Source organism: Mesonia sediminis (assembly GCF_042684705.1).
In the GTDB taxonomy this organism is placed as follows: Bacteria; Bacteroidota; Bacteroidia; order Flavobacteriales; family Flavobacteriaceae; genus Mesonia; species Mesonia sediminis.
In genome coordinates, this window is sequence record NZ_JBHULZ010000009.1 from 1 (window position 1) to 26,326 (window position 26,326).

24 protein-coding genes are annotated in these 26,326 nt (G+C 37.9%); 14 read left to right on the forward strand and 10 right to left on the reverse strand.

Features of this window, described 5'->3' with window-relative positions:
• Positions 1 to 213: 213 nt before the first annotated feature.
• The 4 genes from ACFSQ0_RS02375 to ACFSQ0_RS02390 all read right to left on the reverse strand — a co-directional run bounded on the left by ACFSQ0_RS02375 (position 214) and on the right by ACFSQ0_RS02390 (position 3,167).
• A complete protein-coding gene (locus tag ACFSQ0_RS02375) occupies positions 214 to 1,191 on the reverse strand; it encodes a DUF3644 domain-containing protein (protein WP_379043580.1) in 978 nt (325 codons plus the stop codon).
• Between the two features lie 138 nt (positions 1,192 to 1,329).
• The gene (locus tag ACFSQ0_RS02380) at positions 1,330 to 1,767 is read right to left on the reverse strand and encodes a DUF3276 family protein (protein ID WP_379043583.1); all 438 of its coding nucleotides are present in this window, start codon (positions 1,765 to 1,767) and stop codon (positions 1,330 to 1,332) included.
• Positions 1,768 to 2,192: 425 nt separating this feature from the next.
• Positions 2,193 to 2,606, reverse strand: a complete 414-nt coding sequence (locus tag ACFSQ0_RS02385) for a DUF6691 family protein (RefSeq protein ID WP_379043586.1) — start codon at positions 2,604 to 2,606, stop codon at positions 2,193 to 2,195.
• A gap of 3 nt (positions 2,607 to 2,609) precedes the next feature.
• The gene (locus ACFSQ0_RS02390; RefSeq protein ID WP_379043589.1) at positions 2,610 to 3,167 is read right to left on the reverse strand and encodes a YeeE/YedE family protein; all 558 of its coding nucleotides are present in this window, start codon (positions 3,165 to 3,167) and stop codon (positions 2,610 to 2,612) included.
• 310 nt (positions 3,168 to 3,477) lie between these two features.
• On the opposite strand from ACFSQ0_RS02390, the gene ACFSQ0_RS02395 reads away from it, so the two are divergent.
• From ACFSQ0_RS02395 to ACFSQ0_RS02405, 3 genes are all read left to right on the forward strand, one after another.
• Positions 3,478 to 3,840, forward strand: a complete 363-nt coding sequence (locus tag ACFSQ0_RS02395; protein WP_379043592.1) for a hypothetical protein — start codon at positions 3,478 to 3,480, stop codon at positions 3,838 to 3,840.
• Between the two features lie 394 nt (positions 3,841 to 4,234).
• Complete coding sequence (locus ACFSQ0_RS02400; RefSeq protein ID WP_379043595.1) at positions 4,235 to 5,893, forward strand: bifunctional metallophosphatase/5'-nucleotidase; 1,659 nt, start codon at positions 4,235 to 4,237, stop codon at positions 5,891 to 5,893.
• A 5-nt stretch (positions 5,894 to 5,898) separates the two neighbouring features.
• A complete protein-coding gene (locus ACFSQ0_RS02405) occupies positions 5,899 to 6,531 on the forward strand; it encodes a TlpA family protein disulfide reductase (RefSeq protein WP_379043598.1) in 633 nt (210 codons plus the stop codon).
• Positions 6,532 to 6,693: 162 nt separating this feature from the next.
• On the opposite strand, the gene ACFSQ0_RS02410 is transcribed toward ACFSQ0_RS02405, so the two are convergent.
• From ACFSQ0_RS02410 to ACFSQ0_RS02435, 6 genes are all read right to left on the reverse strand, one after another.
• Positions 6,694 to 8,025: an MBL fold metallo-hydrolase gene (locus ACFSQ0_RS02410; RefSeq protein ID WP_379043601.1), complete on the reverse strand. Its 1,332-nt coding sequence runs from the start codon at positions 8,023 to 8,025 to the stop codon at positions 6,694 to 6,696.
• 203 nt (positions 8,026 to 8,228) lie between these two features.
• The gene (locus ACFSQ0_RS02415) at positions 8,229 to 8,687 is read right to left on the reverse strand and encodes a DsrE family protein (RefSeq protein WP_379043604.1); all 459 of its coding nucleotides are present in this window, start codon (positions 8,685 to 8,687) and stop codon (positions 8,229 to 8,231) included.
• Between the two features lie 77 nt (positions 8,688 to 8,764).
• A complete protein-coding gene (locus ACFSQ0_RS02420; RefSeq protein WP_379043607.1) occupies positions 8,765 to 9,574 on the reverse strand; it encodes a sulfite exporter TauE/SafE family protein in 810 nt (269 codons plus the stop codon).
• Between the two features lie 55 nt (positions 9,575 to 9,629).
• The gene (locus tag ACFSQ0_RS02425; protein ID WP_379043610.1) at positions 9,630 to 9,875 is read right to left on the reverse strand and encodes a hypothetical protein; all 246 of its coding nucleotides are present in this window, start codon (positions 9,873 to 9,875) and stop codon (positions 9,630 to 9,632) included.
• 94 nt (positions 9,876 to 9,969) lie between these two features.
• Positions 9,970 to 10,428 (reverse strand): IS200/IS605 family transposase, encoded by a 459-nt coding sequence (tnpA, locus tag ACFSQ0_RS02430; protein WP_379043613.1) that lies wholly within the window; start codon positions 10,426 to 10,428, stop codon positions 9,970 to 9,972.
• Between the two features lie 205 nt (positions 10,429 to 10,633).
• Positions 10,634 to 11,224, reverse strand: a complete 591-nt coding sequence (locus ACFSQ0_RS02435) for an N-acetylmuramoyl-L-alanine amidase family protein (protein ID WP_379043616.1) — start codon at positions 11,222 to 11,224, stop codon at positions 10,634 to 10,636.
• A gap of 657 nt (positions 11,225 to 11,881) precedes the next feature.
• Between ACFSQ0_RS02435 and ACFSQ0_RS02440 the strand changes: the two genes are divergently transcribed.
• The 11 genes from ACFSQ0_RS02440 to ACFSQ0_RS02490 all read left to right on the forward strand — a co-directional run bounded on the left by ACFSQ0_RS02440 (position 11,882) and on the right by ACFSQ0_RS02490 (position 26,322).
• Positions 11,882 to 12,208, forward strand: a complete 327-nt coding sequence (locus ACFSQ0_RS02440; protein ID WP_379043619.1) for a hypothetical protein — start codon at positions 11,882 to 11,884, stop codon at positions 12,206 to 12,208.
• Between the two features lie 118 nt (positions 12,209 to 12,326).
• Positions 12,327 to 14,711 (forward strand): TonB-dependent receptor, encoded by a 2,385-nt coding sequence (locus ACFSQ0_RS02445; RefSeq protein WP_379043622.1) that lies wholly within the window; start codon positions 12,327 to 12,329, stop codon positions 14,709 to 14,711.
• Positions 14,711 to 15,100: a hypothetical protein gene (locus ACFSQ0_RS02450; protein WP_379043625.1), complete on the forward strand. Its 390-nt coding sequence runs from the start codon at positions 14,711 to 14,713 to the stop codon at positions 15,098 to 15,100. The genes ACFSQ0_RS02445 and ACFSQ0_RS02450 overlap by 1 nt, the downstream gene beginning before the upstream one ends.
• A 14-nt stretch (positions 15,101 to 15,114) precedes the next feature.
• Positions 15,115 to 15,897, forward strand: a complete 783-nt coding sequence (locus ACFSQ0_RS02455; protein ID WP_379043628.1) for a DUF4625 domain-containing protein — start codon at positions 15,115 to 15,117, stop codon at positions 15,895 to 15,897.
• Positions 15,898 to 16,310: 413 nt separating this feature from the next.
• A complete protein-coding gene (locus tag ACFSQ0_RS02460) occupies positions 16,311 to 16,673 on the forward strand; it encodes a hypothetical protein (RefSeq protein ID WP_379043631.1) in 363 nt (120 codons plus the stop codon).
• 537 nt (positions 16,674 to 17,210) lie between these two features.
• Positions 17,211 to 17,786, forward strand: coding sequence for an RNA polymerase sigma factor (locus ACFSQ0_RS02465; protein ID WP_379043634.1), 576 nt, complete (start codon positions 17,211 to 17,213; stop codon positions 17,784 to 17,786).
• 93 nt (positions 17,787 to 17,879) lie between these two features.
• Positions 17,880 to 18,773, forward strand: coding sequence for a FecR family protein (locus ACFSQ0_RS02470; RefSeq protein WP_379043637.1), 894 nt, complete (start codon positions 17,880 to 17,882; stop codon positions 18,771 to 18,773).
• An 88-nt stretch (positions 18,774 to 18,861) separates the two neighbouring features.
• Entirely contained in the window at positions 18,862 to 22,356 is a 3,495-nt protein-coding gene (locus ACFSQ0_RS02475; RefSeq protein WP_379043640.1) for a SusC/RagA family TonB-linked outer membrane protein, read from the forward strand.
• A gap of 22 nt (positions 22,357 to 22,378) precedes the next feature.
• The gene (locus ACFSQ0_RS02480) at positions 22,379 to 23,803 is read left to right on the forward strand and encodes a SusD/RagB family nutrient-binding outer membrane lipoprotein (protein WP_379043643.1); all 1,425 of its coding nucleotides are present in this window, start codon (positions 22,379 to 22,381) and stop codon (positions 23,801 to 23,803) included.
• A gap of 10 nt (positions 23,804 to 23,813) precedes the next feature.
• Entirely contained in the window at positions 23,814 to 25,403 is a 1,590-nt protein-coding gene (locus ACFSQ0_RS02485; protein ID WP_379043646.1) for a calcineurin-like phosphoesterase C-terminal domain-containing protein, read from the forward strand.
• A complete protein-coding gene (locus ACFSQ0_RS02490; RefSeq protein WP_379043649.1) occupies positions 25,396 to 26,322 on the forward strand; it encodes a glycerophosphodiester phosphodiesterase family protein in 927 nt (308 codons plus the stop codon). The genes ACFSQ0_RS02485 and ACFSQ0_RS02490 overlap by 8 nt, the downstream gene beginning before the upstream one ends.
• The last annotated feature ends 4 nt before the right edge of the window (positions 26,323 to 26,326 follow it).

Genomic DNA, 26,326 nt, shown 5'->3' on the forward strand with positions numbered 1-26,326 from the left:
ATTTTTAAAGATAAAAAAAATTAAAAATATATCCTTAAAAAAAGACTGTAATGATGGCATGGTTTTGAGACAGTCTGACGGTCTCGTATAACCGTCAGTTACGGATTTAAAGTTAATAATTTTCGGTTAAGAACTGGCGTTAGCAATTCCGAGTGGATTCGGACGTAGTCGAATCCGCCGTAATTGCGGTTATACATTGTTGTGCGTTCGTACTTATTTTCTAGTATACTTTTCATCAAATTTTTTCCAAATATTCGAGTTGTAAAATGTTTTAGTCTGTGATTTAGGATTCTTTGGGTCTAACTTTCTATTATGAGCTAATTTTTTGTCTGCTTTAATTTCTCTCATAACAGAATGAAACTTTTGATTTACTTTGAAATCTTGATATTTTCTACTTGCAGAAGTAGTGACATCAGAGTAAGATAGAGGATATTTTAATGTAATGTCTTCTTCTGTCAATTTTACGGGAACACCATTTTCATCATATCTCATTCCAATTCCGTCTATGTTTTTTGATTTTTTAAAGCTTATATCAATTCCTATTGCTACACTAAATTTATCATCTAATATGTCTGTCTCAGAAACTTTCTTTTTTACAAAATTTAAATAGTTTTTAACTTCTTCAGTTAGAACAGAAGTAGAGTCTATTTTAGAATCAACATAAGCCAGTGGCATTAAATAAAAATTATATTTAGACAGGTCAACTCTTGATTCCCAATTTTGAATTAATTCCATATAGTTTTTAATACAAGCAAAACCTAATTCTTGAATCTCTTTTGATATGTCTGATGCATTGTGAAAATGTATTGAATTGTCTCTAAGTTCAATTAGCGAGAAAAGGCTTTTGACTAAATTTAGACTAATCCTTTCGTCAAGTTTTCTTAATCTATGCATTGATTCAGCCAAACTAATTGTCATTGGATTTTTTGCTCGATTTAGTTTAGGTGTGAGCAATTTAGATTTTTCTCCATTTTTCTTTTTTTTGTTTTCCATTACGTAAATGGAATTCATATTATATTTTGAAAGTTTTAAAATTCTAGCTTTAAATAATAACTCCCAAGCGTTAATAGAAAGTATGGAAAAAGTTTCCTCACGATATTTAAAATCAGGTTTATTATAAATCTCAATTGCAGATAGCATTGAATTGATTGATTTGTCTAATAAACTTTGATAGGTTTTGTTAATTTTCATTTATTTCTACGTGTGTTTGGGTATGACGCACAACGGTTTTGTGTATGGCTCGTTGCGGGAAATCCGCGAGGATTTTCCGCCGTAACCGAAAGATAGCAAATTGCAATGAATTCCGATTAGGAATTCAGCCGCAATGAGCTATACACGGTGTTGTGTGCCGTATTTTTCTTTCAGCTCAAGTTTTTTAATTCTCGACCGAATCGCTCCGCTATTCCGTCCGAAAAGTTCAGTCAGTTCAGTTATACTTTTACCTTCGCAGTAAAGCAATTCAAGTCGGTTGTCATCTTCATCAGTCCACGGTTGATATGCGTTCCGATGCGTTTTTCTTTTTTCATCAACAGAGTAGCTTTTTTCATCAGTCCGTATTTTATTTGCTACTTCTGTTATTTTTTCAGCGAGTTTGTCAATTCCTTCGTCAAATACAATTATTTGGTGTCTTTCAAATTCCGTTTCGCCTGTTCGTTTGCTTTCAGAGATTTTTAAATATCGGTCACCATCTTTGGTTGTTTTTACGTCCAAAAAATAAGTCCGATTTCCCGCTTGAAATTTGGTCGAGAATATGTTTTCGTTTTTCATTTGCGGTCAGTTTTTATATGGCACACAACTGGTTATATCGAGTCAAATATACACTTTATTGTATAAAATTATCCGGATAAAGATACTTTTTAATAATTAATATAAGAGTAGTAAAATAATTTAATTTTATAATTATCAATCAAAAAATTAGTACAAACTGCTTTAACTTGCTTAATCAACCCTTGTCAATAACCATGTACATATGCAAGGCAACCCTACTATGCTAGTTCTTACCCCTGCCCTTAGATTTAAATTTAGTACTATAAAAATCTTAATTATTTTATCTCATTCCTATATTTTTATAGTCAAACCAATCCGTAAAAACCGCGTAAACAAAGCCTTTTATCTTATAAAGTTAAATAAAACAAGCAGCTCGATAATAATTTAAACCAGCTGCTTGTTGTTAAGTCGAATAGGTAAAGCTACTAGTGCGGTAATTTTTTTCTCAGTAAACCATATAAAAAAGTACCAGCGATGGCACCAACTATAACAATCAAAATAGAAAGATAACCGCTTCCGGCCAATACATACATAGGTCCCGGACAAGCACCAGCGAGCGCCCAACCTAAACCAAATAATATACCTCCTATTAAATAACGGGCAATACTTTTCTCTTTGGGTTTCAAACTCATCTCGCCACCGCCTAAGGGTTTTAAGTTTTTGCGTTTGATAATTTGAACACCAATCACCCCAATAAATAGAGCAGAACCCATAATGCCATACATATGAAAACTGCCAAATTGAAACATTTCATAAATACGAAACCAAGAGGCAGCCTCTGATTTAAACATTAAAATACCAAAGAAAATACCAACTAATAAATATATAAAGTAACGCATAGCTTAAAAGATTAAAGGAAATAATAAATGTACCATTATTAGGCCGCCTATAAAGAAACCTATAGTGGCGATAAGTGATGGTAATTGAAGGTTACTCATTCCCGAAATAGAATGACCAGAGGTGCAACCCCCGGCATACCGAGCACCAAAACCAACGAGCAATCCGCCTAAAAGCAGTATAATAATATTTGATGGGTCGCTTAGGTTCTCAGCCGCAAAGATTTCGGTTGGCAAGTAGGCCTCGCCCGCACTGTTTATTTGATAGTCTTCAGCAAGTTGTTCAGCAACCGCAGGGTTTATTTCAACTTTATTATCACTCAGGTAATTAGAGGCAATAAAACCACCAATAGCAGCTCCTACTGCCAACATTAAGTTCCATCGTTCAGCTTTCCAGTCAAATTTAAAAAAGTCTGCAGCTTTATCTGCACCTGCGATGGTACAAGCCGTACGTAGGTTAGACGACATTCCAAATTTTTTGCCGAGGAATAATAATAAAAACATCACTAAGGCAATCAAAGGCCCGGCTACATACCAAGGCCAAGGTTCATAAATTAAGTCCATTTTTTCAATTTTTTACAAAGATTGGCTTTTTAGATGGCTTTGTAAGTAACTAGAGTTACAATAGTCAAAATTTATTTTAAATATTTTCAAGTTTAAAACGGATTGGAATAGAACTATAAACTCAAATTTTGAGCAAAGCAATAGGAAATGCTATGGAGTTTTTTTGTTTCCTTAATCGGTAAAGAGATCGTGAAATAGAGCGTATTATGCTATCACCTTTTTTCGCAGCTCGTACTATGCTTAATTTTATCGAGTTGAGTAACCTTAGTTACAAAGCATTTGCAAAAAATCTGCTACATTTGCTAGCAATATGAAAAGTAAAGCAATCTTATCCATTTTATTGAACCTTGTGTTTGTGGTAAAATTCATCGCCGTAGAGGCCAATGGATTAAACACATTACTTAATGGTAATGAGTTTAAGCTGGTAAAAACTTTTTGTGCAAAAGAAAGGGCAGCCAAGAAAACTAGCGAAGATGCAACTTATTTATCGGCAGACAATAATGCTATGCAAGAGGTTGCGCTAAGTAGTATTTGTACTTCTCCATTTCAATTTGATCTCTTCACTTGGGAAACAAATATTTTAGAACCCATTGCCGCCCTGGGTAATTACTTTCCCACAGATTTACTTTATCGTTACTTAGAAAACGATTCTCCGCCTCCCCGCTGGGCATAAACTTGTTCCAATTATTTAAATCCGTTTTTCCGTAAAGCTTAGTCAATAGCAATAGGCGAAAATACTATTCGCCTAAAGGCGGGAAAAATGCAAATAAGTAAAAGGCTTTTGAATAATGTATAGGAAAATTTTCAGCTTATAAAGCGGTTGTTTTTACGATTGTAAATAAGGCAGGTATATTTTAACAAGTTGTCTTATAGACGATTTAATTCCGATATCCCCTGGCCAAGCGCTGGTTGATAAAATTTAAATCTAAATTGTAATTATAACACATTAGTAGTTTTCGCTTAGTAGCGGATGCAATATTGCCAATAGGCTTAAGCCGAATAAGTTTTACAAAGACACCTATAATTATTTCTAAGCGTAAGTTTATAAAAGTCAAATTCTAATCATCATGAAATTATTAAATAAAAATAAATTATCGGCTATTATTTTAGTAGCCTTTGCGGTGTTTGCCGTTTCTTGCAAAGCCGAAAAATCTAAAACAACCAAGAGTGCTCACCCGGCAAAAGACACCTTGAAAATAAGCGTGTTACAAACTGCCGATATACACGGGCAACTCGATACCCATCCAGAACTGTTTTGGGAAAATGAGCAAATCGTCTTTAAAAATCGGGGTGGTCTGGCCAATATCAAAACCCTATTTGAGCAAGAACGTCAAAAAAATCCTAACCAAACGCTTGTTGTAGATGGCGGTGACTTAATTCAGGGGAGCGGATATACGGCGCTTTCTAATGGCGATGTAATGCCTCAACTTATTAAAGAAATGGGGTATGATGTAATTATTCCTGGTAATTGGGAAGTTGTATACGGCAAGCAAATTATGCTAGAGGTGATGAATGCTTATGATACCGATGTAATTGCCCAGAATATGTACCATGATAACAGTAAGCAACCGCTTTTTCCTGCTTATTCTGTTAAAGAGATTAAAGGCGTACGCATTGGTTTTATGGGCATTAATGATCCCGATGTTCCCGTTCGTCAAAATCCAATCTTTAGTGAGGGAATCGCTTTCAGCGGTCTATCAAAAGAATTAAAATCACAAATAGATGAGCTAAAGCAGAAAGAGAAATTAGATGTGCTTTTTTTGGTGACCCATATAGGGATTTTTAAACAAGTAGAATTGGCCAATAATCCCATAGCCGAAAATGTCGACTATATTTTAGGGAATGATACACACGAACGTGTACGTAAGCCTATACAAGGAAAATATGCAAAAGTAACAGAGCCTGGTGCATTTGGTTCGTTTGTAGGAAAACTTACGCTGCATTTTGTAGACGGCAAGCTGGTAGGCGATGAGTATGAGTTAATAGAGGTAGATCCAGAAGTTTTCCCAGCAGATAAAGAAATGCAACAATTGGTTGAAAAAGCCAAGGCACCGTATAAAGAGCATTTAGAAACCGTAGTAGGATATACCAAAACGCCAATTTACCGGTATTTAACCGTTGAAAATCCGATGGATAATATGATTACCGATGCGGCTAGATGGAAAACAGGAGCAGATATATCCATTTCTAACGGCTTTAGATTCGGAAATCCTATCGTGCCCGAGAACGGTCAGCCTGCACCTATTACAAGAGCGAATTTATGGAACCTGTTACCAGTAAATGAAAAGGTTAAAACCGGAAGAGCTACAGGTAAACAAATTAAAAATTGGTTAGAAAAAGAAATGCACAATGCGTTTGCACAAAATCCTACCGAGAGATTTGGGGGTTGGTTGGTTCGGTTCTCAGGAATGAAAGTCGATTTTGATAGCCAAAACGAGAAAGGGAAACGTATAAAAAGTATTACGGTAAATGGTGAGCCAATAATCGATGATAAATACTATACCCTCTCAGCTTGTGTTCGTCCAGGTGATCCCATAGATAATCTTTGTAGAATGCCCAACGTTAAAGATGTTGAAGTTAAAGACTATACCATTCACGATGTAGTAGAAGAATACCTTAGAAAAAACTCTCCTGTTTCGCCAACTTTAGAAGGAAGAGCCTATTGTGAGTACCTAGGGGTAAATTCATTTTCAACCGTACCAAAAACAGATTACCAATTTAAATAAACACTATGCAAAAGAATAAAAATAAAAAGAGCTCGAAGAAAACGAGGATGCAATATGCCATTTTTGCGGTCGTCGGCCTAATCTTGTACGTTACAGGTTGGCATACCGAGGTAATAGGATTTGTTCAGCGAGGTGTGCTGGCTACGGGTTTAATGAACCCCGATGTTGAAGAAATTGCCGAAAAAAGAGAACAGACCAATACACAAGATAAATCTCAAGCGAGCAATCTTCAAAAAGTAGATTACAACCTAGATTTTATAGATGCAGCCGGCAACAGGAGATCGTTGAAGGAGTTTAAAGGTAAGGTAATATTTTTAAACTTTTGGGCTACTTGGTGTCCGCCTTGTGTTGCAGAAATGCCAAGTATAAATAGTTTACACGAAGAAATGGGAGATGAGGTGGCTTTTGTGCTGCTCTCCTTCGATAAAGATTTTGAGAAAGCCAAAGCTTTTGATAAACGCAAAGGCTATAACCTGCCTATTTTCGCACCAGCGGGTAAGTTACCCTCCATGTTCCAATCTTCGGCACTGCCAACTACCTATGTTATCGATGCAGAAGGTAACTTGGCGTTAACTCACACCGGAATGGCAGATTATAGTGATCCAAAATTTAAGAAGTTTTTAGAAAGCCTGAAGTAGAATTTTTATAAGCTGGAAGCTAATGGCTTCCAGCTTACATGAAAAATCCCGAAAAGCTTAGCTCTTCGGGATAATCAGGGTAACCAAAATAAGGGGTGTCTAATGCTTATAAACATCAAATAGTAGATTATTACTACAACCTCATATTCAGTAGTAACTGGTTTAGTCTTTGAATTGTTTTATCGCATCACTTAAATCATACACCTTTGTTCCTGCTAATTCTTTTTGAAGAATACTGCTACCGGTAGCACTGCGGTAACCGCCGGCACAATGAACTACAATGGGTTTATCGGTTGGTATTTCACTGGCTTTTTCTCTCAATTCATTCAATGGATAACTAAGCGCACTTTCAAAATACTTACCTTCTTCTACCTCGCTCGGATTGCGTATGTCAACAATGGTATATTGATCTAGATTTTCTTTGAATTCCGTAACATCTAATAGCTCGGTATTTTCTAAATTTTCATCTGAGAGGGTAATAACCTGCTCCAGCAATTTCTCATAACCTATTTTGGCTACGCGTTGCAATAAGCTGTCTTTAAGCTCAGGACGATCAATTACCAGGGTGAAGGTCTCCTCTGGTTTAATTACAGAACCGAGCCATGTTTCGAATTTAGCGTTTTCAGATACTGCTTGTATGTTTATACTACCTTTTAAATGACCTTTTTTAAAGCTAGCTTCATCGCGGGTATCTACAATAATACCTTCAGCGGTTACCTTTTCGGTAAAAGGGACTCTTGCAATAGAGGGTTTCAAGTCTTCTGCACCTGCTTTGTTGGTATCTACATCAAAACCAAAATAATGCGGTATAAAAGGCTGTCCGTCGAGTAGGGTATCCATAAACTCTTCTTTAGATTGCTTTTTAAAAGCCCAATTACCCATACGTTCATTGCCCAGAGTACTGCTCGCTGCATCGCTCATATTTTTTCCGCAAAGCGAACCTGCACCGTGTGCGGGATAAACTACTGCATCGTCTGGTAAATCTGTAAATTTATGTTGAATGGTTTCATACATCATCTCGGCAAGTTGCTCGCGCTTGGCCTTCATATTTCCTGCTTTTTCGCGTAAATCTGGCCGACCAACATCACCTATAAATAGGGTATCACCTGTAAATAGCGCAGTTTCATTTGCTTCTGTAGCCACAATAGTTATACTATCGGGGGAGTGCCCGGGTGTATTTATTGCTTTTAACTTAACACTCCCCAAGCTTATGCTGTCCCCTTCGTCAAAAGCCTGGTGAGGGTAGTCTGCACCTAGTTTTTCACTGTTGTAAATAGTGGCTCCCGTAGCTTTGTGGATTTCTAAATGAGAGCTCACAAAATCGGCGTGCGGGTGGGTCTCGATTACTGCGACTATTTTTGCATTATTGGCTTTGGCGAATTCAAAATACTGTTCAGGATTCCTTTCCGGATCTATAACGGCCATCTTGCCATCGCTTACAATAGCATAACTGTAATGCGCTAAAGGTTTATATTCAAATTGTTTAATATTCATAACTATACTTTTTTCAATTTACTATAAAAATAAGCCCTAAAATTTAGAATGCGAGTGACTTAGGTTACATTGTGAAATTTTTAAAATTCCTTTAACACATAAAAACCCGTCGGTAAAGACGGGTTTAAAAAATCTTATTCTCAATAGCATTTAATCTCACTTCATTCTTATTTAAAAAACGCTTTTATAGCAGCAATTGGTGTTTAGGGGATGATTACATTATACCCCTTGGCCTGGATCTGCAAAAGTCTTGAAAAGGCATTTTCAACGGGAATAACCGATTGTGGCAAATCTTTTTCGGTTACTTTTAACCTTTTCATTGCTTGTTTACAAACGCTTATGCGCAATTTCGGATGTTGATTAGTATCAATCAACCGAGAGAGATCAGTACCTTGTTTTAACTCAGCTACCACACCTCCCCAAATTACGATTTCAAAATTTTCAAATTGAATACTACTATCAATTAATTGATCGAAAAATTTGAATGCCCCTTTAATATGGCGTTCTTTTTGCAATCCTAAGGCCATATTTGGAGTTTTATTCAAATCATTCACCATTTCTAAATCAATAGCTTTTTGGTTGCTGCTTTGCGCGGATAAGGTTAAAGAAGACAAGGCGATTAAAGCGATTGAGATGCATTTTGTTAACTGTGCTAGTTTCATAGTTTAATTGAATTTTTGTTTATGATTAATTTTAATGTTTTAGCAATTTTGATCCTTGTAAAAAGAAAGCCTATTAATTAAAAACCCTGTGCGGCTAATTCTTTATAAATGATATAGATCCCCATAAGGAGAACAAACCAGCCAAAAACTTTTTTTAACTTTTTGCCATCAATAAACTTATTAAGCCATATACCGATAAATATCCCTACTATAGACAAGCCCGAAAAGGTAAGTAGAAATGGCCAATTAATGTCTAAGTTTTGTACATCGCCTAAAAAGCCGGTAAGCGATTTGATGGCGATGATGAGCAAAGAGGTGGCCACTGCCTTTTTCATGGGTAATTTTGCAAAAAGTACAAGCGCAGGGATAATCAAAAATCCGCCGCCAGCCCCTACAATACCGGTTATGGCGCCCACTACAATGCCTTCAACAACTATCAGGGGGTAATTATAAGAAACAGGTCCATTGTTATCATTTTCTCCTTTCTTGTTTCTTATCATTGAAAAAGATGCCAAAAGCATTATTAAGGCAAAAAAGAGCATTATGGCCAAATTCTTGGTAAGCGTGAAATTGTTAATTTCGAGGAGTTTATCGGGTAGGGCAGGAATTAAAAAAGCTCGGGTAAGATAAACCGCGATAAAGGCAGGTATAGCAAAAATAATGGCGGTTTTGAAATCAACCAGACCTTTAGACATATTCTTTATTGCTCCAATAAGCGATGTGATACCAACCACAAAAAGAGAATAAGCCGTAGCAAAAATAGGGTTAAGCGAAAGAGCATAAACTAATATAGGAACGGTTAGAATAGAACCGCCGCCACCAATTAACCCTAAAACCAGTCCGATAATTAACGCGCCGGCATAACCTAGCATCTCATAAATCTCCATTTGTTGACCTTTTATTGGACAAATATACTGGTCTAAACTTACAAGTTTTGTAACCCTAGTTACAAGACCTTGTTATATCCTTAAATTTTCGCCACTCCATAACCCCGCCCGTCCATAACCCCGTAGGGGTGTCATATCCGTAACGTAGGGGCGGCATATCCATAACTCCATAGGGGTGACATATCCGTAACCCCGTAGGGGTGCCATATCCGTAACGTAGGGGCGGCATATCCATAACCCCGTAGGGGTGACATATCCGTAACGTAGGGGCGGCATATCCGTAACCCCGTAGGGGTGACATATCCTTAACGTAGGGGTGCCATATCAATAGCCCCGTAGGGGCGGCATATTAATAAACGTAGGGGTGTCATATCCGTAACCCCATAGGGGTGACATCAATCATCTGTAAAAATATATTCGCTATTAAAATCAATTTCATAAGCGTTTAAAGCATCAATATATTCTTCTCTAAAAGATTTCTTCCTATGATGTTTTTCTTGATTTTTAATATAATCTACCACATGATTAACACCCGATTGACTCACCGTAAAAGCACCGAAGCCTGTTTGCCATTCAAATTTGCCCTTGATGAGTTGTTTTTGGTTTATCCATTTAGAAGAATTCGCTTTAATATCTCTAACCAAATCCGACAAGGTACAATTTGGTTTAGTTCCGATTAACAAATGGATATGGTCAGGCATTCCGTTGATAATCATTAATTTTTGGTTTTTATTGGTTACAATGCCCGTAATATATTTATACAACTCATCTTTCCATTTTTTTGAAATATGGTTTTTTCTACCCTTTACGGCAAAAACAATATGAAAATATAATTGAGTGTAGGTATTGGCCATATTGATCTATCGTTGCTCAGCTATAATTTAAAATTGAATTACTGGCTAATATTAAACGGCCAGGCGAAGGCTATGATGATCTTACTCCATAAGGGGCGGGATATTAATTGGGTGATGCATTAGGTCATGGCCATCACCTATAATCTTGCTTTATGTAGAACGCCTTTGAAGTTCACAAGCCAAAATCAAGCCAAGTGCTTTTTAATTATTGTTCACTAATCGCATTTAAAATTCTGGTTGCGAGTTCATCCTGTCCTTTTTCACTGGTCAATATTTGGCGATCATTTTCATTTGAAAGAAAACCCAGTTCAACCAATGCTATAGGATAGTCTACTTGTTTAAGCAGATAAAAACCAGCTTTTTTTATGGCCACTTTTTTATCCTCAAAGCCATAAAGTAACTTCGAGGCCAAGTCTGCAGATTTTGCTCTTTCTTTATTTTCATCGCTAAGATAAATTTCTATTCCTTGCTTGTTGGTGTTGGTATGTTGGTTGACGTGTAGCGAAATCACCATATCGGGTTGTAATTTATTGATGTGCTTAGCGCGATCTATTAGCGATATAAACTCATCCGATTCTCGTGTTAGAATGATTTCTACGGCCGAATTACGATTAAGGGCCTTAATTTTGTTGGCCACTTTAAGCGCAATCTCTTTCTCTTGAAAGCCTTCAATTGTGCTGCCATTGTCTTGACCGCCGTGCGCCACATCGATTACTACCGTCTTTTTGTCTACACCTGTAAACGCCATACAAAACGTTAATAGGGCAATACCGATAAATTGCAATAGTTTCCTCATACCTTTTTGTTATTTAATTAAGAATTACCGACTTAAGATAGATTCAAAATATTATACTTTTTATTAAGAATCATCTTTTAAAGATATCATAAAAATTTAATCTTCAGCAATTAAAATCTATTTTTCAAGGTTTTTCACCCTTTTGGTTTTAGGTGTTATGCCCGAGCAAGGCTCTATTTTAGTTGATTTTTGTAGCCGCTAAAAACAACCTAAAAGCAGGGCTACTTCGTAACTCCTTCGGTACTTTTTCGTTGATCCCTCGAAATATAAGGATTTGTCGATGTTTTATCGAAGGAGTATCGAACTAGTATCGAGCTAGCTATGGAGTATCTCTTCGGTTTTTTCGGGTAAGCTAAGGGGTTCTCTTGAGTTTGGTTCAGGCAGAAAGTTTTAGTATTAGCTGTCATTTTAGGTCTCTAGTAGCTTGTTCTTTCGATTTTTGGTTGGTATAACTAGATCACATTCGGTAAGTTGTTGAGAAAAAGCGAATTGGTAGAGACTTACTTGTAGGGCTAATAGAGGCAGTGCCAATAGCTTGTCTTACAAGGCTCGCAATTAATAAGGCCTACGGGGAGTTAGTTGGTTTAAGAGCAGTTAAAAACTAAAAGCGAAGAGGTGAAAAAAGACTAAGCGAGTATTGACGTTTTTCAACTAAAAATGTATGTTTGTAGCCGAATGATGACGCAACGGGTAAAATATAGTCTTTCTTGGTTCTTCCTACTGGTTTTTGTACTGGTAAAGGTAGCCAGTTTGCATAGTCTTACCCACCATGAACATAGCGAAGATTGGCGAGATTGTTCTTGGTGTCATATCGCTCATGCCGATAAGAATCCGGTAGCTGAATTTAGTTCAATAGATTTTGCCCTTCAGGCTCCCTTTGAAAGTAATTTTCCTACCAACTTTCCCGCATACGAGGCACCGGCTTTAAAACCATTGCCTAGCTGCTTGATTTACAATAAGCCTCCGCCGCAACCTACCGCTTAAATCAAAAACCTAAGGCCTCTTTTATTGTATTGATAAAAGATAGGCGCCTGCACAGCCTAAAATAGCTTTTGCTCATTGTGCTGTTGCCGATGTTTAACCGGTATTCCCTTATTTAATTATGATACATAGAATCACTAGCATCTTATGCATGCTGGTAGGAGCTGTGGCTACTGCGCAAACTTGCGATTTGCAGTGGCACGGCCAGATAGTAGACCAGCGTACACAAGAGCCGCTTATACATGCGCATATAGAAATACTCGATAAACCACAAACCAGCTACACCGATTTTGAGGGTTATTTTACTTTAAAGCAACTATGCGAAGGCAGTTGCCAAGTGCGTATTACGGCGGGTAACGGACAAGAATTCATTCGGGTGGTGGAAATAAATGATGCGCCTAAACCCGTACTATATGTCGCCCTGCGGCAGCAAGAGCTTGATGAAGTTGTGGTTAAAAGTGAAAACCGCCTAAATAATACGCAGCATACAAAAAAAGTAAAGGCTAACTATATCGCACAAGAATACAACGGAAGCTTGGCTGGGAGTTTAGAGAAATTACCCGGTGTACAAGCCATGCAAGTAGGTTCGGGTATGGCCAAACCCATGTTGCGGGGGCTTGGGTTAAACCGGATTGCAGTAAGTGAAAATGGCATTAATCAGGCCGATCAGCAGTGGGGTGCAGATCACGGTTTAGCTATTGATGCGCTTGCCGTAGATCAGGTGGAAATCATCAAAGGCGTAGCGGCACTCGAATACGGTAGTGATGCCATTGGAGGCGTACTTAAAATAGATCACTATAAAGTGCCTAGTGAGTCAGGTATTACGGGAAGTTTTACGGGTATGGCCAAATCGGTTAATCAAGCCTTGGGCGGCTCGCTACAGCTAAATTATAAACACAAAGGCTTTTTTGCTAAAGCTACCTATTCGCAAATGGATTATGCCGATTTTGCAGTACCTGCCGATAGCCTAACCTATCTTAATTTTAGACTTCCCATAGACCAGAGACGCTTAAAAAATACGGCAGGAGTCGATCGCAACATCCATACGCAGTTGGGCTATAGCGGTAAGCGTTTTGTGAGTAGACTTAACATTAGTCGAGTGTATCAAAAAGCCGGTTTTTTTCCAGGTGCCCACGGTATTCCATCGGTCGAAAGGGTCAAAGATGGCGGAAACCGAAGAGATATCGACTACCCGTATCAACGGGTGACCCATTTTAAGCTAAGCAATAATACTACCTATTTTGTTGAAGATCAAAAGACCTTAAAAATAGACCTGAGCTATCAAAACAACCACCGTCAAGAATTTAGTAGGTTTCATACGCATTACGGCAATCAAGAAGCCCCTGCGGTTAATCCTAATCTCGAATTGGATTTTAGTTTGAAGACTTATGATGCTAAGCTCAAATGGCAACAGCAGTGGTTGACTAAAAACGAATTAAAACTAGGGGTAGAGGGGCGCTATCAAACCAACGATTCCGGTGGTTATAATTTCTTTCTTCCCGATTATAATAGCAGCACTTGGGGGGCTTTTTTACTGAATGAATTCCGGATTACCGATAAGAGTTTGCTACAACTGGGTATGCGTTACGATTGGGGACATACCCAAATTAAATCCTATTTTGATGAATACCTGTATAACTTTTTAACAAACAGCCAATACACCCCAGAAGAAGCGCAAACTTATGCCCAACGCAGTCCAGATTTTTCTAAAAACTTTGACAGCTTTAATGTAATGCTCGGTTTTGCTACACGCTATCAAGACTGGGAGTTACGCGCTAATTTGGGAACCAATTTTAGATGGCCCACCGCAATTGAATTGGGTGCCAACGGTATACACCATGGTTCGTTTAGACATGAGCAAGGCAATACACAACTCGATCCCGAAAAGGGCTATGTAGCCGATGTGCAGATCAGCTTTAAGCGGCCTTCTTGGGAGGTGGCCGTAAATCCTTATGTGTATTATTTTGCTAATTACCTCTTTTTAAATCCGACGAAAGTCTTCTCTATACTACCTCACGCCGGGCAATTGTATCAATACACCCAATCTGAAGCGATCTTAAGTGGATTCGAGGCTTCTTATACTCATCGTTTTCATGAGCAATGGAGCAGCTTATTGGTACTTGAATATATGCATAACCAACAGCGAACCGGTAATGCTGGGCGCGATTACCCTTTACCCTTTACTCCGGCCAACTCGGTTTACACCGAATTGACCTATAGCTTCTCAAAAGAAAGTAAGTTAGCCGGTATGCAAATAGGTTTAAATGCACGTTTAGCCGCCAAACAAAAGCGAATCGCTCAAGCCGAGCTAACGACTCCAGGTTATCAAATACTAGGTTTGTTAATAAGCAAAGACTTTAAAATCGAGCAACTGACGAATAAATTGAGTTTGCGCGTGAGTAATCTATTTAATCAAAAGTATTATCAACACACCAGTTTTTACCGCCAGATCGATATACCCGAACAGGCGAGAAACATTCAACTTACTTGGTCTATAGCCTTTTAATGCGCCATGCAAAAAAACATATCGCCCTTGGTTTAGCGCTTTTAATATTAGGAGCTCAGGCATTAGTACCCCTGCACTTCTTAAGCGTGAGTCACCGTTCGCCGTATACGGTTGAGGTATTGCGAAGTCAAGCTACAGAGGCTGGACTCGCCACACAGCACTATGTTCACCTTTGTACGCTTTTTGACCAGTGGCGAGGCTTTTTAGCTTTGAGCTTGGTTCATAGCATTTCAACTTTTATTCCACCGCCACAAGGAAGATTGCTTCGCTTTGTACGAATTAGCCCTTTACAAAAAGCCAGCATGCCTTATTATTTACGAGGGCCCCCGTTTGGTAAACACACCAGCAATCAGCTACTAGCTAACCAAGGAGAATTTAATCGTAAATAAAAAAATAGAAAACCATGAATAAATTAAATAGTTTTAGAATAATGCTTTTAATAGCAGTAATGAGTTTAAGCGCTTGTAGTAGCGACGATGATGGAGCATTAGATACTACAGCGCCAAGTATTATGCTAATTGAGCCTACCAAAATGCAGGAAATAGCCTTAGGTGAAGAACTGCATATCGACGCCCTTTTAGAAGATAATGAAGGCTTAGCTTCGTATAAAATTGATATTCATAATAACTTTGACGGACATACCCATGGCCGAGTGGCAAGTCATTCCGAAAGTCAGCCGTGGACCTATAGCAAAACGCAAAACTTAGAAGCAGGTCAACAAAGTTTTGATTTGCATGAGCATATTGATGTGCCTTTAGACATTACTCCAGGAACTTACCACTTGGGTATTATTGTGCTTGATGAAGCCGGTAACCAGTCTGAAGCCTATGTAGAAGTTGTTTTGGGAGAAGCTCACGATCACGAAGATGAGATTAGCATTAGTAATTTGCACGTAGAGGATGTAACGGCGGGTAGCGATTTGCATGCCGAAGCCGATATTACGAGTACCCACGGTATTCAAAACATCAATGTGCACATTCACGGTCACGGTCTTAATCCAACAGGGAACCAAGTAAACTGGGAAGTTGATCAAAATTTCAGCAATTATACCGGGACCACTGCTCATTTTCATGAACACTTAGACGTTCCGCAAAATGCGACTCCGGGTGAATACCACCTGAGCATTAGCGTAACCGATGAAGACGGGCACACGCATAGCGAAGGCGCTCACTTTATGGTGAACTAAACCGCTTATTTTTTTTTAAAATCATAGTCTGTTACCCCCAAGTGCATTTGCTCTTGGGGGTTTTTTGATTTTGCGGCATCTTTATTTTTAGAAAGTTATATAGATAAAAAGCCACAGCTTAAAGCGGATGAACACTCGCATAAAAATCAAGCATTACATTTAAAAAATAGCTTTGATAGATTTCATTAGCTATTTTTTGCTTAAATTACTTCGATAATTAATGCGTACGGCGAAACCTTTTTGTTTGGGTGGTGTTTAGATCTTTTTGTATTCGCCATTAGAACAAATAAATAACGTGTAGATGGTTGACAAGCTTAAATTTTTTTTAATTCAACCTAAACCTTATCCGCCTTGAGCTAAAACAGTATCAACCTTAACACCTTTTAAAAAAATAGTAGAAAAATCCAACGCCTATGAACCTTAAAAAATTACTTTTTTGTTTATTGTTTATCCTTTCGGGTAGTATAATGGCTCAAGAACAAGCGCCTGAAAACCAAAAAACCTCAACTACTGTGGTAAGCAAGTTTGCGTTTTCAACCGGCAACCTTGAAGAGCTCAAAAACATCGATTATGATTTACTACGCGCTGCTTTTGAAGGTAATGCTGCCGATGCGCGAATTAGTGTGAAAATTAGTTTCGAAGGTGAAATACCCGAGGTAGCCGATGGTCAACTGACTCAATTTGTGATTGAGATGAAAGGACTTTCGGGTAACTTAGAGAAAATCATTCATAAATTAGACACCCGACTAAAAAAGCTAGTAGCCGAAATGGAGTGAGTTGCTTCTTACCAACGGTTTATCAAACACCAGCCTTTAAAAACGCTGGTGTTTTTGGTTTTAGGCAGAAAATTAGCGACAAAATAGGTATAAAATAAAAGAAACTTGATAGCAACTAAGTAAGAAAAATTCCTAAGTTGCTGTTCTTTTTCATCTAAGCTGCAAGGCTTGCAGAGACAAGCCTTGCAGCTTGCTATAAAATATTGTACAATATTTAGAGAAAAATTGTACAATATTTTTACAAAAGTTGTACAATATTTTTTAGAAAATTGTAGAAAATTTACAAAAAAGCTCTTGAATGCGCCATTCATTCGTCGGCAACTTATTATGATTTGTTCGGCAAGAATTTATTTTTGGGCTTGTTAGAGCTGGTGCATTTTGGTTTATAAAAAATTAGAAAATAGGTTTTGCTGGGTTATTGGCTTAATATAGCCTACACATTGCTGGGGCATATTTCATATTTTGCTAAGCATCTCTTTACCTTTTCTTGATATTAGGCAACACGAAATACCTTTTTTTTGTAAAAAGACAAAATCCGTGTTACGTAATAACTACAAAAGACTTAGCGATATAGATTTATTGAGTTTGGTTGTTAAAGACGACAGATTAGCTTTTGCTGAAATATATTCTCGCTACTGGCAAGCTTTATACAAGTATGCTTACAAGGTATGTCCAGATGAGATGCTATGTGAGGATATGGTTCAAGAGGTGTTTATAAGCCTTTACTATAAGAATCGAGAGACGCGTATTGTACACTTGGAGTCCTATTTAATCAAAGCGGTAAAATACAAAGTCCTAAATCAATTACGAAAGAGAGAATTCACCGATTTGCAGCAGCGGTATATAGAATTAATACCCGAAAAAGAAGAGTCGCAAGAATTAGAATACCAGGAGTTGCTGGCACTTACTCATCGTTCTATCAATCAGTTACCCCCAAGGTGTAGGCAAGTATTCAAAATGAGCCGAGAGCAGGGTTTAAGTCACGCTCAAATAGCTGCAGAGTTAAGTTTATCGGTACGTACCATCGAGAAACACATTAGCAATGCCATAGCGGCCTTACGTCATTTAAATGAGTTTTCGATTTGGTTCGCCTTTATATTAATAAATTATTAAGACAGAACGGGGATTATGAAGAAAGCGTTAAGACTAGATTTTTACTTACGTATAATCTGCTTTTAAAGTGACTTATAATAAAGAAGCCGTAATTTGAAGCCAGAACAATTTAAAAAACTAATTCGAAACTATCTTGAGGGTAGTTGTACTGACGCCCAAAGGAGACAAGTAGAGGCTTTTTTGAGAGAACAGCAAAATGCTTCTATAGTGATTAAGCAGAGACCTTTTGCAAATGCGCGTATTTGGATGCGAATAAAAAAGGGGTTACCACAACTCAAAGTACGTAGCAATAGAGTAGTAATAGCTTCTGCGATGGTCGCTATTCTTATATTGATTTTTATGTTGCCTCATTTTTTAATCAAAACAAACACAAATCAGATAACTGAAAAAGGTGAAAAGAAAGTTTTTATACTTCCAGATGGATCAGAAATACATCTGAATTCGGCTTCTCAACTTAGCTACACAAAAGATTTTAAAAATAAGCGCAGGATCCAATTTAATGGTCAGGCATTTTTCTCCATTGCCCAAGATAGTTTAAAACCCTTTACTATAGAGACCGGTGAAGCACAAATTAGGGTTTTGGGTACTTCTTTTGACGTAAATACCTACCATAACGAGCGCTTGGTTGTAGAAGTTACCGAAGGTAGTGTTGAGGTTGAGAGAGGAGGAGCGTCTATTGTACTAGAGGCGCAAGACCGTTTGGTTTGGGAGCAATCAACTTGGAGATGCGAGCGAGTGGTAAATACGGATGAGAATTGGAGACAACATTGGTTAATAATAAAAAACCAAAAGTTATCGTCGGCCATAAAACAGATTGAAATATGGTACAATACCCGAATAGAGCTGGGCAAAAATTTAGATAAAGACTACCGTGTTTCTGGAAAATTCAAAAAAGCTGAACTTGAAGAGGTGTTGGCCTCCCTAAGCCATATTTATAATCTAAATATAAAATTAATAAAACCCAATCATTATGTAATAGAGAACTAAGAATTAGCCCACCAAAAAAGCCCAAGACTGCTGCAACAGTTTGGGCTTATGAGTATGCAAACAGCCATTAAAATCAGCTATTTAAACTATGAAAACTAAATTACAAAAATTAATTAAACTACCTTACTTATTTTTAGGTTTATGCCTTTTGCTGCCGGGAATAAGTACATTCAATTCGCTTGCTGCCGAAAAGAGTGTTAGTGCTATTGATCTCGCTATAAGGAATAAAACCCTAATAGAGATTTTTGAGACCATCGAATCACAAACGGCATATAATTTTATTTATGATACTAAAATTACTCAAGATGCAGCTAAATACAACATTAATATCAGCCATAAGGATATTCAATCGGTTTTAAAACAATTGGAGAATTTAAGTCCATACACTTTTCGCCTTTATCAGCATAGTATTAGTGTAAAATATCAAGAAGAGCAACAACTTATTTTAAAGGGCAATGTACGCGATAGCCAGAACATTCCGTTGCCTGGAGCCAGTGTTTTGATTAAATCTAGTGGGGTAGGAACCACCACCGATTTTGATGGGAACTTTAGCTTAGAAGTGAGTAATTTTCCTGTTGAAATTCAAATTTCATACATGGGCTTTGAGACCCAGCTTATCAAGTTAGAGACCAATCGAGTACTCGAGGTAACGCTGCAAGAATCAGACAATGCACTTAGCGAGGTGGTTATAACCGCGCTCGGAATTAAACGAGAAGAAAAAAAATTGGGTTATGCCCAACAAAGTATATCAAACGAATCATTAACAGCAGCAAGGCCAAACAACTGGTCTGAAGCGCTTAGAGGTAAGGTGCCCGGACTTAATATAAATGGCTTGAGTGGGCCTGTAGGCTCCCAGCAAATTGTTTTGCGGGGTAACGCCTCTTTAGATCCGAGTAACAATGCTGCATTAATTGTAATTGATGGTGTGCCTATACAAAATGAGTTTCCGGGTTCGGGAGCTTCCAATGGGTATATGGGAGGCTCGGCTAGTAATGATACCCCTGTTGATTTTGGAAATGCTATAGCCGATCTTAATCCAGAGGACATAGCCAGCGTTTCGGTACTAAAAGGACCAGCTGCGGCTGCTCTATACGGTTATCAAGGTGCCAATGGTGCGGTAATCATAACTACTAAATCGGGTAAAAAGGCAAAAGGGCTAGGAGTTACTTTTTCAAGTAATACAAAAATTGATATCATACAGCGTTGGCCCGATTGGCAATATACCTATGGGCAGGGAAGTGGAAAAGGTAGTTATTTAAAACCTGCTACCGACGAGAATGGTAACCCAGTTGCTTATAACGATAGGTTGTATTATTCTTACGGAGCCTCGGAAGATGGGAATTCGACTGGCGGAAGTAGTAGTGCTTTTGGGCCTAAGTTTGATGGTCAGTATTACTTTCAATACGATCCAGAGCTAGAGGGTCAATCGGCCGAAAGACAATTGTGGAGACCTTACAAAGATAATCGTAAAGACTTCTGGCGAACTGGGGTTACCCACACACAAAACGTAGCGGTGCAAGGCGGTGGTGATGCAGGAAATATGCGGGCCTCCCTAACCCATACTAAGAATGAATGGATTATGCCTAACACAGGCTTCGAACAACTTTCTTTATCGCTTAATGCAAGCCATCGGATTTCTGAAAAAATAAAAATGCAAGGGGTAGCCAATTATCGCAACAAAACCAGCGATAATCTACCAGGACAAGGCTATAATAATCACTCTATAGCTTATTTCATGATTTTTCAAAATCCTAACGTAAACCTAGATTGGTATAAGCCCATTTGGAAAAAAGATGCAGATCAACTGGATATGATTAGACCTTATAGCAGCTATATAGACAATCCTTATGCTATGGCACATGAAATTATTAATGCACTAGATCAACATGCCTTTACCGGAAATTTAAATACGCAAATAAAATTATCTCCTTCACTAGAGTTAATGTTACGGGGCTCAATAAATATGTATAATAAGAATATGCGACAAGAGCGACCATATGATATTAATCGTTATGCAAGAGGTTATTACCGAAAGACCAATGTGTTTAAAAATGAAACCAACTTAGATTTCTTACTTACCTATACCAAGCAATTTAAAAATTGGAACCTCACCGGAAATCTAGGAGGCAATCGTCTAGATTACCAATATTTGAGGCAAGACTCTTGGGCAGAAGGTCTCGAAATTCCTGGACAGTACAACTTGGTTAACGGCACTGAGACTTTTACAAGTGAATATGACGGTTTTAATAAAGTTAATTCTCTTTATGGCTTATTGAATATAGATTACAGAGGGTATTTGTTTATTGATGTTACAGCCAGAAATGATTGGAATTCAATGCTACCAAAAAAGAATCAATCCTATTTCTTTCCTTCTATAAATTCTGGTTTTGTATTTAGCGAGGTTATTGATTTAGGACAATCGGTGAGTTTTGCGAAACTACGCGGGTCTTGGGCACAAGTAGGAGGTGCAGGTCAATTTGCTAACCGCTACAAAACCCAAAAGTATTATGGGCGATCAGATTTTCCAGGTGCGGCCGTTGCTCCTGGATCACTTTATAATACCAATTTAAAACCAGAGATCACAACGAGTACAGAGTTCGGGTTAGACTGGCGAATGTTTAAAAGCAGACTTAAGCTTGATTTGAGTGTTTATGAAAATATCTCTAAAAATCAAATTTTATCTACGCCATTACCACAATCATCTGGCTATAGCAATATGTTGATAAATGCCGGTAAGGTGCGCAACAGAGGAGTAGAGGTTTTGCTTTCGGCAACCGCATTGAAATCTCAAAATTTCTCCTGGAACACGACCCTCACTTGGTCTAAAAATGAGGGTAAGGTATTGTCTTTACACGAAAATGCAGAAAACGGTCAATTAGAAATGCTTAGCTCTTCTGGAGCCAAATTAATGGCGGTTGAAGGAGGTTCTCCAACCGCTTTGTTTGGAAGAGCGTATTTAAGAAATGAAGAAGGTCAGGTGATTTATGATAATAAGGGAGCTCCTAAAATGACCGATAATAGTGTTTATATCGGCGATACTCAACCCAAATGGATTGCTGGTTTTATCAATAAATTTACCTATAAAAACTTTGATTTAAACTTGGTGATTGATGGTAAGTACGGAGGGAAAATTTATTCGCATACGCATCATAAATTGACCCAGCAAGGAAAACTAAAACATACTCTAAAGGGTAGAGATACGGGGGAGTTAATAGGAAAAGGAGTAGTGGAAAATCCCGATGGATCTTATTCAGAAAATACTACACCGCTTAGCATTGCAAATTATTACAACCTACACTATCCCTTAGCCAATACCGAAGCTAACTCTTTTGATGGTTCTTTTGTAAAACTGAGAGAAATAAGCCTAGGCTATAGTTTTGGAAGGCAATTTTTAGCGAAGAGCTTTTTAACCGATCTTAAACTTTCTATTTACGGTAGAAATTTAGCTGTAATTTCAGACTTTCCTATTTATGATCCCGAAGTAGCAGGTATAGCAGGAGGTTCAAGTATGCACCCTGGCGTTGAAGTAGGGCAAATGCCTGTACCAGCTGAATACGGGTTTAATCTAAAAGTTAGTTTTTAAAACCATAGAATAATCAACAACCATGAGAAAATTTATATTGATAACTTTAACTGTAATTGGACTAAACGCTTGCACTAAAGATTTTGAAGAAACCAATACAGACCCTAATAAATTAACCGAAATTACGGCGGGTAGCGTGCTGAACCCAGTATTGTATGAATTGGCAAAGAGAAATGCCTATACGGTTCGTAATTTATCTGCACCAATGATGCAAATGTTTATTCAGACCGATGATTACATCAATGCACCTTTTTTATACAGTTTTACCCAGAATGTTGGCGGATCTATGTGGAACGCCTACTATAAGCAAATAAACAATTTAAATGAGATGGAACAGGCCGCTATTAGGGAGGGACTTCCTAATTATGAGGCTATTGCACTTAGCTTGAAAGCCTATACCTATTCGCTACTTACCGATACTTTTGGAGATGTACCAATGGTTGAGGCTGGCCAAGCAGAAAATGGTGTATTCTATCCTTCCTTTACCCCTCAAAAAGAGATATATGAACAAATTTTTAAAGATTTAAGCTATGCTAATAGTCTCTATGACCCAGAAAGTCCAATGCCTTATGTTCCCGATATTTTATTTAATAATGACGTTTTACATTGGCAAAAATTCACTAATTCCTTGCATTTAAGGTTGCTGTTACGGGTTTCAAACCGGCCCGAACTGCAAGCTTTCGAAAAGTTAAAGCAAATGCTAAATGACCCCATGCAGTATCCTGTATTTGAAAGTAATGAGGAGCATGCAGTAATCGAAATTACTGGAATACCTCCTTTACTTTCACCTTGGGATCGCCCGCAGGATTTTGGCGTATTTAGATACTATACAGCATTTTTTATCGATCGGTTAAACGAGTGGGATGATCCTAGAAGAGCCATTTTTGCTAGTGAAGCCAAAGGTCTCAATAATGAGAATTACGGCTATATAGGTGAGCCAATTGATTATTTAAATGAATCATTGGCAGATAGTATTGCAACTGCTTCTGGAGTTCAAAATTCATTAGCTGAAGCCCCTTTAATTATACCCATTTTAACTTTTGCAGAAGTTTCATTTATAAAAGCCGAATTAGCGCAAAGAGGTTACTTGGGTCAGGCAGAAATGCACTACAAAACGGGTGTAGAAGCTGCGGTGAAATTATGGGGAGAAGATTTGCCTAGTGATTATTTTGACAACCCCTTAGCAGCTTATGATAATAGTTTATCTAGAATTTTAACTCAAAAATACTTCGGTTTATTTTTTACCGATTTGCAGGCATGGTATGAACACAGGAGAACTGGTCTACCGGTTTTGCCTACCACTACTGCTATGGAAAATAACCAGCAAATGCCCGAGCGACTGTATTATCCGATAGATGAGGTAGACCGGAACTATGATAATTATCTAAAGGCAATCGATCAAATGGGACCAGATCAAATCAATACCAAAGTTTGGTGGAATAAATAAATAGAGAAAAATGATAAGAATATTACCCATAGTACTATTGACTTTTATTAGTCTTTGGTGCGTAAGTGCCCAAAATAAAGTAAGTGGTTTTGTTTATGAAGATCTTAATAAAAATGGTGTTAAAGATCTAGGCGAACCAGGAATAAGCCAAGTTGGCGTTAGTAATGGCGAACAAGTTGTACGCACAGATAAATCTGGAGCATACCAGTTAAGCGTTGACAAGGATCAAATTATATTTGTCATAAAACCTACAGGGTATAAGGTACCCGTTGATGAAAACCAATTACCGCAATTTTATTATATTCATAAGCCTGAAGGTTCGCCAGTTTTAAATTATAAGGGGGTGTCACCAACTGGACCGCTACCAGAGGAAGTGAATTTCCCATTATTTGCAACCCAAGAAAGCGATCGTTTTAGTGCTTTGATTTTTGGCGATCCGCAAGCTTATAATAAGAAGGAAATTGATTACTACTACCGCGGGATAATTAAAGAGTTAGAAGGAATACAAGGAGTAGAATTTGGCTTGAGCCTAGGGGATTTGGTAGGAGATGATTTGAGCTTGTTTAAACCCTATATCAAGGCCACCCAGGCAGTAGGCATACCATGGTATAACGTACTTGGTAATCATGATTTGAATTTCGATGCCGAGCTAGACCAACATTCAGACGAAACCTTTGAAGCTCACTTTGGTCCGACCAATTATGCATTTAATATAGGGAAAGTCCATTTTATAGTATTAGATGACGTACTTTACCCTGATCCCAGAGATAAAAAAGGTTATTGGGGTGGCTTTCGAAAAGACCAACTTAATTTTGTAAAAAACGATTTAAAATACGTACCCCAAGATCATTTGATTGTTCTGGCTTTTCACATTCCGATTTCAGAAACAGGAAAGGATACCTTTAATGACAAACATAGAGAGGCTTTGTTTCGATTATTAAAAAAGCACCCTTATACCTTATCATTGTCGGCTCATACCCATATACAGAAACAAGACTACTTTGGGAAAGAATCGGGTTGGCGGCATAAAACTCCTCATCACCATTATAACGTAGGTACCACTTCGGGCGATTGGTATTCGGGAGCTTTAAATGAATCTGGTGTACCTATTTCTACCATGCGTGATGGCACCCCAAAAGGTTATGCGTATATTCATTTTGATGCGAACCAATACCGCATTCAATACAAAGTGGCTGAGCAGCCTATTAGTTATCAAATAGAATTATATCATCCTAAAGTTGTAGCACAAGCAAATAAAACCCGTGCAGGCTTGTTCGCCAACTTCTTTATGGGGAGTAAAACAGATTTGGTGGAGTATAGAGTGGATTCAGGTAAGTGGAAGACTATGCGTTTTACCCCTACTTTAGATCCGAGCTACCAGTTAAACTTATTTAAACGTGATTATGCCAACCAATTAATGCCGGGTAAACGAGGTAGTAATGCTATTCCTAGTACACATTTATGGTATGCCAAGTTGCCGGCTGAATTAACTATTGGGAAGCATCAAATTGAGGTGCGAGCTACCGATAGATATGGCCAAGTGCATTACGCACAAAGTGTCTATAATATTGAAACTCCGCAAAACAATGACTATGAATAAAAGGAGACCTAAAGTAGTGGCCTTAATAATATATGCTTGTTTAGTGGCAATATCTTGTAAGAAAAAGTCTTCGGATTTACCGTCAGAGGTTCAGAATTTGTCGAAGTATAAAGGCGAGATTCACGGACATCGAGGAGATCGTGGGAGTTTCCCTGAAAACACTATTCCGGCCTGTATTAGTGCCTTAAAGAAAAAAGTAGATTTTATCGAAATTGATGTGGTAATTTCAAAAGATCATCAAGTGGTTGTATCTCACGAGCCTTATATGCATCATATTCTTATGAATACTCCAGACGGTGGGGTTATAGATGAGGCAAATCAGCTAAATTATAATCTATTTACTATGACAGCCGATAGTATTAAAACGTATGTAGCGGGTAATTTGCCTCATCCGCAGTTTAAAAGTCAACAACCAACCAAAACTTACAAACCAACATTGGTAGGACTTATTGATACGCTTAATATATATGCTGAACAATTTAATTTACCCGAACCTAAGTTTAATATAGAACTCAAATCTAATCCGAATCTCTATGGGAAATACCAACCCAAGCCAGGCCAGTTTGTAGAACTACTGATGCAAACCTTAAAAGATAAAGGAATGATAGACCGTGTGCAGCTGCAGTCTTTTGATTTGGCCGTGTTGGAATATCTGCACGAAAATTATCCTGATATGCCTTTGAATTATTTGGTTGGCAAAGGGAATTTGGACGAGAATTTAGCTAAACTGAGTTTTAAACCCCAAGCTTATGCTGTGCATTTTGAGTTGCTCAAATCCGTAAAGGATGTAGAAGCAATTAAAAATAAAGGCATGAAGGCCGTAGTCTGGACCGTAAATGAAAAAAAACAGATTGCGCAGATGAAAAACTGGGGAGTTGATGTGATTATAACCGATTATCCAGAAAGAGCCTTATTTTAAACCT